The sequence below is a fragment of the Pseudomonas sp. SJZ078 genome (genome assembly GCF_007828255.1).
Taxonomy (GTDB): domain Bacteria; phylum Pseudomonadota; class Gammaproteobacteria; order Pseudomonadales; family Pseudomonadaceae; genus Aquipseudomonas.
Window position 1 is genome coordinate 18988 of record NZ_VIUG01000049.1, and the last position, 11551, is coordinate 30538.

2 protein-coding genes are annotated in these 11551 nt (G+C 66.2%); both read left to right on the plus strand.

What is annotated here, in order from left to right; all coding sequences use genetic code 11:
- Positions 1-25: 25 nt before the first annotated feature.
- Entirely contained in the window at positions 26-3088 is a 3063-nt protein-coding gene (locus tag FBY02_RS26655) for an amino acid adenylation domain-containing protein (RefSeq protein WP_144931327.1), read from the plus strand.
- Positions 3089-3146: 58 nt separating this feature from the next.
- The coding region (locus FBY02_RS26660) for an amino acid adenylation domain-containing protein (RefSeq protein ID WP_144931329.1) at positions 3147-11551 on the plus strand (8405 nt) is incomplete at its 3' end.

Sequence of the window (11551 nt, forward strand, 5' to 3'; positions counted from 1 at the left end):
AACCCCATTTCCAGTCGAGTTGAACATGAGCGGACTTCAAGGTTTTCGTATTTCGCCGCAACAGGCAGCGCTGTATCCCCACATCAAGGGCGCTGCCGAGCACCCGTTCGGTTGTCACTTGCAATGGTCGCTGTCCGGCCCGACCGACGTCGAAGCGCTGAACAGCCGCCTGCAAGCGTTGCTGGCTGCCAGTGAAATCCTGCGGACTCGCCTGATGCCGGTACCGGGCCTGCGTCATCCGGTACAGGTCATCGACGAGACCGGCACAGTGACGGTGGCCCAGCTGGACCTGCGCCAGCACAACAACGCCGACCAGGATGCCGAACTGGCGCGTCTCGTTTCGCAAACCCGGGACTGGACCGCGCCGCTGGCCGTGACCCTGGTGCGTCTGTCGGATCAAACAGCGGTGCTGGACCTGGCCGGCGCGGGCAGCCATTTCGACCTCGCCAGCCTCAGGCTGCTGGCCGACGCCCTGTTGCAAGATACCCCGGCGGATCTGTCCGAAGCCCTGCAGTACGCCGACTACGCCGAATGGCGCTGGAACCTGGTGGAAGACGAACCCGACCATCCGGGCGTGCGTTTCTGGAAAGCTTGGGGCGAGGCCGAGCAGCCCACCTTGCAACTGTCCCTCGAAGCGCCCAGCGGTGCCGGTTTCGCCCCGGCCCGACAGGCACTGGCCCTCCCCGCCGAGCTTGCCCGTCACCCGGCCCTGACCTCGGCGTTGATGCTGGCCGCCTGGACGGCGGTACTCGGCCGGCTGGCAGGCCAGCAGCAGGTCCCGCTGACCTTGATCCACGAAAGCCGCGGACCGGAACTGGACAACGTCCTGGGGGTCTTCGAGCAATGCCTGCCGCTGAACATCGACCTGGATCCCCAGGCGACCTTGCTCCAGCAGAGCCAACAATTGGCCGCTTCGGTGGAACGCACCACCGGCTGGCAAGACTATTACACCCAGGACCTCACCACGGGCTACGCCTTCGCCTGGCGCTCGGGTGATGCCCGGGAACGCTACGCCGACGCGCTGACGGGCCCGGTGAAAGCCTGCCTGAATGTCCGCCAGTTGCCGGACAGCCTGCACGCCAGCGTGAGCTACGATTGCCACACCCTGAGCGCCGAAGCCGCACGCTGCCTTGGCGAACAGTGGCTGCAACTGCTGCAAGGCGCCCTGGCCGAACCGCAACAGGCCTGGTCCCACCTGCCGCTCGGCGGACCGTTGCAATCGGCGATTATCGCGAACACGCCAAGCTCGCCGTCCATCGAAGCGCTGACCTTGGTGGAACTGATCGCCCGTCAGGTGCGTCAGCAACCGGACGCCATCGCCCTCAGCGATCAGGACGGTGACCTGAGCTACGCCGGCCTCGACGCCTGCGCTACCCGTCTGGCTCATCGACTGGTGGCCGCCGGCATCGGCCGCGACGTGCCCGTCGGCATTCTCTTCCCGCGCAGCAATGCTGCCATCGTCGCCATGCTCGCGGTGTTGAAAGCCGGTGGTGCCTATGTGCCGATCGACCCGACCTACCCGGCCGACCGCCGCGCCTACATGCTGGCCGACAGCGGCATCGCCCATATCGTGGTCAGCGCCGACCTGGCCGACAGCCTGCCGGCCACCCTGCAACGTTTCGTGCTGGATGACCTGAGCGCACGCGACACGAGCGACCTGCCGCCGCTGCCCTTGCCGGACGCCAACGCCCTTGCCTACCTGATCTACACCTCAGGCTCCACCGGCGCACCGAAAGCCGTGGAAATCAGCCATGGCGCCCTGAGTTTCTCGACCCAGGTACGCATGGCGACCTATGAGACGCCGGTGCGCGCCTACCTGCTGTTGTCGTCGTTTGCCTTCGACAGCTCGGTCGCCGGGATCTTCTGGACGCTGGCTCAAGGTGGTCGGTTGGTGCTGCCGGCACCTGGAGAAGAACTGGAGATGGCGCGCCTGGCGCGGCTGGTTGCCCAGCACAAGGTCAGTCACGGCCTGTCGCTGCCATCGCTGTATCAGGCCCTGCTCGATCAATTGCAGCGCAGCACCAGCACCGACAGCCTCGAGTGCTGGATCGTCGCCGGTGAAGCCTGTCCGCCGGCCCTGGTCGCCCAACACAGCAAGACCTTGCCCCACGCCCGCCTGGTGAATGAATACGGCCCTACCGAGGCCACGGTCTGGGCCAGTCACGAGGTACTGGAGCCGAGCCGCAGCGTCAGCATCGGCCGCCCGATTGCCGGCATGGACCTGCGCCTGCTGAACGAATTCGACCAGGCCTGCGGCGTCGGTGAACCGGGTGAGATCGTCCTCGCCGGCTCGACCCTGGCGCGGGGCTACCGCAACAAACCGGAGGAAACCGCCAAAGCCTTCGTCACCCTGGCCGACGGCACCCGTGCCTACCGTACCGGTGACCTGGCGTGCTGGCTGGCCGACGGCCGCGTGGCATTCCTCGGCCGCAAGGACCACCAGGTCAAAGTGCGCGGTTACCGCATCGAACTCGGGGAAATCGAACGGCAATTGTGCAGCCACAGCGACGTGCGCGAAGCCGCGGTGATCGTGCAGGAACACGCTGCCGGCAAACGTCTGCTGGCCTACGTCCTCGCCGCACATGGCTATGCACCGGACTCCGAAGCGATCAAGCGTTTCCTCGGCGAGCGCCTGCCGTCGTACATGGTTCCGGCCCGGGTGCTGACCCTGGCGACCTTCCCGCGCACCCCCAACGGCAAACTCGACACCCGTCAGTTGCCCGACCCGGACCAGTTGGACGAAAGCACCCATGTCGCGCCGCGTAACGCCATGGAAACCACCTTGCAAGCCATCGTCGCCAAGGTCCTGAAACTGGCGAGCGTGAGCGTCACCGACAACTTCTTCGCCATCGGCGGTGACTCGATCCTGAGCCTGCAAGTGGTGGCCCAGGCCCATGAGCAAGGGATCGCGCTTTCGGCCAAACAAGTCTTCGAACGCCAGACCATCGCCGCCATGGCCGAGGTCGCACAGCCCCTGGCCGAATCCGCCGCCGAGCCGCTGGCAGACAGTGCCGAGTTCAGCGCCTCGGGCCTGTCCGACGACGAAATGCAAGCGCTGATGGCCGAACTGGACGAGGCCGACCTGTGAGTCGTTCCTCCCGCTACCAGGCCATCAACGTTGCCCCCTTTTACGCAGGACGCTTTCAATGACCACCGAAAAAACCACCGGCAATCCAATCGAAGACGTTTACCCGCTGTCGCCATTGCAGCAAGGGATGCTCTTCCACTCCCTGCTCCACGAAGACTCCGGTGTCTATCTGATGCAGGACCGCTATCGCATCGGCGGCGCCATCGATGAAGTGGCTTTCCTGGAGTCATGGCGCCAGGTGGTGGCGCTGCACCCATCCCTGCGCGCCAGTTTCCAATGGAAAAGCCAGAAGCAACCGGTGCAGGTGATCCACCGTGAGGTCAAGGTCCCGCTGGACACCCTCGACCTGCGCGGGCTTGCCGCCCATGAGCAGGAGGCGCGCATCCGCAGCCTGCTGGAAGACGAACAGAAAGTCGGCTTCAACCTGTCGAAGCCGCCGCTGATCCGCTTCCGGCTGGTGCGCCTGGCCGATGAGTCTTACGAATTCATTCGCAGCTTCCATCACATCCTGATGGATGCCTGGTGCATCTCCCTGGTGACGGTGGACTTCCTCAAGGTCTACGAGGCGCTGTGCAACGACCGCACCCCGGAGCTGAAAAGCCCACGGCCGTTTCGCGACTACATCCAGTGGCTGCAACGCCAGGATGCGGGCAAGGCCGAGCAATTCTGGCGCGGCCAACTGCAGGGCCTCAATGCGCCGACGCCGCTGACCGTGGACAACGGCGTGACCCATGATCGCTACACCGACGCGGTGCTGGTGAACGATCAACTGATCCACCTGAGCGAACAGCAAACCCAGGCACTGGCCGCGTTCTGCCGTAGCCGTCGGATCACCCCGAACACGTTCTTCCAGGGCGTCTGGTCATTGTTGCTGTCGCGCTACAGCGGCCAACGGGACGTGGTCTTCGGTGTCACCGTGGCCGGCCGTCCGGCGGACCTGACCGGCGTCGCGGAAATGATCGGCTTGTTCATCAATACGTTGCCGCTGCGGGTGTCGGTGGACCCGGAGGCCTCCCTCGGCAGTTGGCTGAGTGACCTGCAAGGGCTCAACGTCGACATGCGCGACTTTGAACACACGCCCCTGACGGATATCCAGGGCTGGAGCGACTTCCCCCGGGGCGAAACCCTGTTCGACAGCATCCTGGTATTCGAAAACGCCCCAATCGACGAGCAAATCCTCGAAGGCGGTTTCCAGTTCAGCCTCGAAGGCATGGACCACAGCGTGCACACCCACTACGGCTTGACCGTAGTCATCCTGCCCGGCGAGCAACTGGGCATCCGTGTGTCCTATGACCGCGAACGTTTTGAGGCCGCCACCGTCGAGCGTCTGCTGGGCCATATCGCCAGCCTCGTGGCAGACATGCTGGCAGCGCCAGATGCGCCGTTGGGCAGTTTGGAGCTCCTGGCTGCCGAGGAACGCCAACAGCTGTTGGGCGATTGGGCGGTCAATCCACACGACTTCCCGCTGGACCAAAGCTACGCGCAGTTGTTTGCCCACCAGGTCGCCCAACGCGGCGGGCAGGTCGCGGCGATCTGCGACGGTGAGTCGCTGACCTACGCCGAGCTGGACCAGCGCTCCACACGCCTGGCCCATGCCTTGCGCGAGGCTGGTGCCGGTGAAGATCAGTTGGTCGCCCTGGCCGCCCCCCGTGGCCTGGCGCTGCTGACCATGATGATTGCCGTGTTCAAGACCGGCGCGGCGATGCTGCCCCTGGAAGTCAGTCATCCGCCCGAGCGCCTGCGGGAGATCCTCAGCCTGTCCCGCGCGCCGTTGCTAGTCGCTAGTGAAAGTTGCAGCGCCCTGCTCGATCCGTTGTTCAGCGGTCTGGAACAGGCCCCCGAGGCGCTGTTCGCCGAAGCCTGCTGGAGGACTGGCAACGACTCGCCGCTGCCTGCTCTCGGCCGCCCGGACAGCCTCGCCTACGTCCTCTTCACCTCGGGCTCGACCGGTACGCCGAAGGGCGTGATGATCGAACAACGGAGCATGCTCAACAACATCTTCGGCAAAGTCCCCGCCCTGGGGCTCGGCGCCGAGGACCGGATTCCGCAGACCGCCTCCGTGGCGTTCGACATTTCCGTGTGGCAGTTCCTCGCCGCGCCGGTGCTCGGTGCCACCGTGCACATCCTCCCGGATGAAGTCGCCCACGACCCGCAGCGTCTGTTGCAGGTGCTCGCCAGCGAACGCCTGAGCGTGCTGGAAATTGTCCCGAGCCTGATGCGCACCCTGCTCGCCCTGTGCCCATGCGACCTGCAACTGCCGGACCTGCGCTGGGTGCTGCCCACCGGTGAAGCCCTGCCGCCGACCGTGGCCCGGGACTGGTTCGCGCGCTTCCCCGACATCGCCTTGATGAATGCCTACGGGCCGGCCGAATGCGCCGACGACGTGGCGTTCCAGCCGATCTACGAAGCCCCGGCCGCGCACATCAGCCACATGCCCATCGGCCAGCCGACCGCCAATAACCGCCTGTATGTGCTGGACGAAGCCCTGCGTCCGGTGCCCGTGGGTGTCGCCGGGGAAATCTGTGTCGGTGGCGTCGGCGTCGGCCGTGGCTACCTGCACGATCCGCAGCGCACTGCTGATGCGTTCATCGAACATCCGCAACTGGAAGGTCGCGTGTATCGCACCGGTGACCTGGGCCGCTGGCGCGCAGACGGGGTGATCGAATACCTCGGCCGCCGCGACCAGCAGGTAAAACTGCGCGGCCACCGGATCGAACTGACCGAAATCGAACACCGCCTCGCACAGCACCCGAACGTGCGCGAAGCCGCCGTCCTGCTGCGGGAAAACAGCGTGGGTGAAGCCTGGCTGGTGGCGTACTGGTCGGCCCATGACGACACCCTGGGCAGCGACGGCCTGGGCGAGCACCTGCGGGCGCAACTGCCGCCGTACATGGTCCCGGCCGCCTTCGTCTGCCTGGACAGCCTGCCGCTGAACAACAACGGCAAGGTCGATCGCAAGACTCTGGCCGCCCGGGAACTGGACTGGCAGGCCGACGCCCAGCAAAGCATAGCCCCGCGCAACCCATTGGAAACCGCCGTGGCGGCGATCTGGGCCGAGGTCCTGGGGCGCGACACCGTGGGCGTGGAAGACAATTTCTTCACCCTCGGCGGCCACTCGTTGCTGGCGACCCAGATCGTGGCGCGACTGCGCAGCCATTTCAAACTCGATCTGCCGCTGCGCACGCTGTTCGAACAACCCACCGTGGCCTTGCTGGCGGTAAACATCGCCGCCCGCCAGGCCGACGCCGCCGCGCCACAAGCCGCCGCCCTCAAGGCACCGAAAGCCATACCGCGCCCGGCCCTGTTGCCGCTGTCGTTCTCGCAACAACGCCTGTGGTTCATCGAGCAACTGACCCCGGGCACGACGCTGTTCAACATCCCGTTCGCCCTGCACCTCAAAGGCGAACTGGATGTCGAGGCGCTGCATGCCAGCCTGAATGACCTGCTGGCGCGCCATGAGATCCTGCGCACCGGCATCCACAGCACCGATGGCGTGCCTTGCCAGCGCATCAGCGAGTCGCTGGACATCGCGCTGCCTTTCGAAGACCTGTCCGGCCTGACCGCCACCGCCCGCGAAGGCGCGCAGTTCACTGCCCTGCAAGACACCTTCGAGCAGCCGTTCGACCTGACCTGCCCGCCGTTGCTGCGTGCCCGCCTGCTGCGCCTGGCGCCAGGAGAGCACGTGCTGGGCATCGCCCTGCATCACCTGGTGTCGGACGCCTGGTCGGCCACCATCGCCCTGCGGGAACTGGCCCTGGGTTACGAGGCCCGCTGCAACGGCGCCGCCGCCGAACTGCCGGCATTGCCGGTGCAATACGCCGACTTCGCCCTCTGGCAGCGCGAACACCTGCAAGGCGCCGAACTCAAGCGTCAGTTGGATTACTGGACCAGCACCCTGGACCGTCGCGACAGCGAAGGCAGTCCGCTGCTGGCGCTGCCCACCGACCATCCACGGCCATCGATGCAGAGCTACCGCGCCGGCATCGTCCAGCGCGAACTCAGTGCCGACCTCAGTGGCCGGGTGCAAGCCTTTGCCAGTCGCCTTGGCACCACCCCGTTCACCGTACTGTTCGCCGGTTTCGCCGTGTTGATGCACCGCTTGAGCGGCGATGCCACCGTGCTGGTCGGCACCCCGGTCACTCACCGCGAACAACCGGGCACCGAAGGCCTGCTCGGCATCTTGCTGAACAACCTGGCGATCCGCGCCGACTTTGCGCCGCAAGCGGATTTCACCGCACTGGTGCAACAGGTGGCCGAGCGCCTGCGCAGCGGCCTGCAGCACCAGGACCTGCCTTTCGAGCAACTGGTGGACAGTCTGCAACTGCCCCGCAGCCTCAGCCACGCGCCGCTGTACCAAGTGATGGTGGCCCAGCAATTGGCCATGGAATCGCGCTTGCGCTTCCCCGGGCTGGAATTCGAAGCCCTGGACACCCCGCTCCGGCATTCGGAATGCGACCTGGACCTGCACGTGTTGTGCCCGGCCAATGCCCCGATCCAGCTGGAGCTGATGTTCGCCCTGGACCTGTTCGTCGCCGACAGCGCCCGCCAGACCCTGGCCCGCCTGGAGTACCTGCTCGAACAGATGCTCGCCGAACCGCAACGCCCGGTGGCAGCCCTGCCGCTGCTGATGGACGCGGAATGGCAGCGCACGGTGGTGGAATGGAACCGTACCGAGATGACGGTGCCCACCCACCTGACCTTCGCCCAGCTGTTCGAACAACAGGCCGAGCACACCCCCGAGCGTGACGCGTTGTGCTTCGAGGGCCGTCGCCTGAGCTACAGCGAGTTGAACCGGCGGGCCAACCAGGTAGCGCATTACCTGCGCAGCCGTGGCGTGGTCGCCAATCGTCCCGTGGCGCTGTGTGTCGAGCGCTCGCTGGAACTGTTGGTCGGCTTGCTGGGGATCCTCAAGGCCGGTGGCGCCTATGTGCCGCTGGACCCGACCTACCCGGTGGATCGCCTCGCCTACATGCTCGAAGACGCGCAACCGGTGCTGTTCCTCGGCCAACAGGGCCTGTTGGAACAGTTGGGCGCCGACCTGCCACGCCTGCGCCTGGACAGCGACGCGGCGCTGTTCGCCGATCAGCCAGACGACAACCTGCCGCCGCTCGCCGGGCCGCAGGACCTGGCCTACATCATGTACACCTCCGGCTCGACCGGTAAGCCCAAGGGCACCCTGGTCACCAACGGTTCGGTGGTCAACCTGGCCTGGGCGCGGATCCATGGCCTGTACCGTCGCTATACCGACCAGCCGCTGCGCACCAGCTTCAACTACTCGTTTGCCTTCGACAGCTCGGTGGCCGAACTCATCCTGCTGCTCGATGGCCACAGCCTGTACCTGACCCCGGAAGACGTGCGCTACGACCCACAAGCGCTGGCGCAGTTCTTCGCGCAAACCCGCCTGGACGCCTTCGAGTGCACCCCAGCGCAACTCAAGGCCCTGCTGGAAAGCGACGGCGTGCGCCGGGGCGAGGTGTACCTGCCACGCTTCGTGCTGTTCGGTGGCGACGCCGTGGACGCGCAGTTGTGGCAACGCCTGCCGTCGATTGCCGGCAGCCGCTTCTTCAACACCTACGGCCCGACCGAGTGCACGGTGGACGCCACCGGCTGCGCGGTCGATGATTTCCCGGCCCGGCCTATCATCGGACGGCCGATCGCCAACGTGCGCACCTATGTCCTCGATGGCTTCCTCAACCCGCTGCCGGTGGGTGTGCCAGGCGAACTGCACATCGGTGGCGCCGGGGTGACCCTGGGCTACCTCAACCGGGCCGAGCAGACCGCGAAGGTGTTCATCGAGGACCCCTTCTCACCGCAGGAAGGCGCGCGGATGTACAAATCCGGCGACCTGGTGCGTTGGCTGCCCGACGGCCAGCTCGAATACCTCGGGCGCATGGACCATCAGGTGAAGATCCGTGGCTTCCGCGTCGAACTGGGGGAAATCGAAAGCCTGATCGGCGCCCAGCCCGGCGTACGCCAGGCCGTGGTGCTGGCCCGGGAGGACGTACCCGGCGACAAGCGCCTGGTGGCCTACGTGACCTGTGATGGACAGGCCGATGTCAACGCCTGGCGCAAGACCATCGGCGCCGCCCTGCCCGACTACATGGTGCCTTCGGCGTTCGTGCTGCTCGATGAACTGCCGCTGACCGACAACGGCAAACTCAATCGCAAGGCCCTGCCGGCCCCGGACATCCAAGCCGCGCCGGACGCCCTCGATCCGCCGCGCAGCAGCGCCGAACGACAACTCGCCGCGCTGTGGTCGGAGTTGCTGAAGGTGCCGTCGACACAGATCGGTCGCGACAGCCATTTCTTCTACCTCGGCGGTCATTCGCTGCTGGCGGCAGCGCTGTTTGCCCGCCTGCGCCAACAGTTCGCCACAGTGCCGCCGCTGCGCTCCGTGTTCGAACACCCGACCCTGGAGGCCCTGGCCGCGCTGCTGGGCGAGCCGCTGCAAGCCCCCGCCGCGACCTTCGTGGCGGCGCCACGCCCGGCGCGCCTGCCGTTGTCGTTCGAACAACAACGCCTGTGGTTCCTGGAACAACTGAGTGCCGGCGGTGGCGAATACAACGTGGTCAGCGCCGTGCAACTGGACGGTGAACTCGATACCCGGGCCCTGCAAGCGGCCCTGAACAGCGTGGTCCAACGTCACGAAATCCTGCGCAGCCGTATCGTGCGCGAGAGCGACGGCGAGTTGGCGCTGGTCATCGAGCCGCAAGTCGACTTCACCCTGCAGTTGACAACCCTGGAAGCGACCAGTGATACGCATTGGCAGCAACTGACCGACGAGGCCATCCAGGCAGAAAACGGACGTCGTTTCGACCTCGCCAGCGAAGTGCCGATCCGCGCCACCCTGCTGCAACGCAGCGACCGCGCCCAGGCCCTGCTGCTGCTCACCGTGCACCACTGCGCCACCGACGATGCCTCCAGCCAGAACCTGCTGAATGAGCTGGGCCGTTGCTACAGCGCCCATTGCCAGGGCACGGCGGCCATGCTGCCGGAACTCGTTCTGCAATACCCCGACTACGCCCTCTGGCAGCGCGAGCCCGGTCAACAGACCGCATTCCGCAGCCAGTTGGAATACTGGCGTGGACAACTGGAGGACGGCGACTACCTGCTGGACCTGCCCACCGAACAGGGCCGCCCCAACCACCTCGCCCCGGCTGCCGGCGCGGTGCAATTGCAGCTGCCGCCGGCCCTGGTGGGACGCCTGCGACAATTCGCCCAACAACGTGGCGCCACCCTGTACATGCTGATGCTCAGTGCCGCGCAATTGCTGCTGGGGCGCTACGCCAACCAGCGCGACGTGCGGGTCGGCAGTCCGGTGGCCCAGCGGCCGTTTGCCGAGCTGCAGCCGCTGATCGGCTGCTTCGTCAACACCGTGGTCATGCGTGCCGACCTCGATCCGAGCCTGGACTTCGAAGGCTTGCTGGGTCAGGTCCGCAACCGCGTACTGGACGCCCAGCAGCATCAGGACGTGCCGTTCGACCAGGTTGTCGAACACCTCAAGCCGGCCCGCAGCCTCGGCCAGACGCCGTTGTTCCAGGTGCTGTTCGCCATGCAGAACGCGGATTCGTCCTGCCAGCACTGGCCGTCATTGCAGGTCAGCGAGCGCGCCGTGAACGCCCAGGCCACCAAATACGACTTGAACTGGGAGGTGTATGACGGCGAGGTACTGTCGGTGTTGTTGGAATACCGCGCCGCGCTGTTCAGCGAAACCACCGCCCGGCGTTGGCTGGAGCAATGGCAGCAACTGCTGGAAGCCATGCTCGATGCACCGCAGACCCGCCTCGCGGACTGGTCGCCGTTGGCGGCAACAGAGCGCCAGCGCCAACTGGTCGAGTGGAACGCCACCGAGCGTCACTACAGCGGCCCGACCAACCTGCACACCGCCCTCAGCCAGCAAGCCGCCCTCAGCCCCAACGCCCCGGCACTGGTGTTCGAAGGCCAACGCCTGACTTACGCCGAGCTCGACCAACGGGCGCAAGCCGTGGCCCGGGCGCTGCACGCGGCCGGCATCGGCGCCGATGACATCGTGCCGGTGTGCATGGAGCGCTCGGTGGACATGGTCGTGGCCCTGCTCGGCATCGTCCACGCTGGCGCCGCCTGGCTGCCGCTGGATCCGGAACTGCCCGCCGGGCGCCTGGCCTTCCTGATCGAAGACGCCGACGCCAAGGTCAGCCTGACCCAGGCCCAGTGGCTGTCGCGCCTGCCGGCCGGACATCAGGCCTGGACCCTCGACACCCTGCCCCAGGCACCGGCGTTCGACCCGCTCAGCGTCGCTGCCAATGACCTGGCCTACGTGCTCTACACCTCCGGCTCCACCGGCCAACCGAAAGGCGTGATGAACGAACACGGCGCCTTGATGAACCGTCTGTACTGGATGCAGGACGCGTTCCCGATTGGCCCGAACGACCGCGTGCTGCAGAAAACCCCGTACAGCTTCGACGTCTCGGTGTGGGAGTTCTT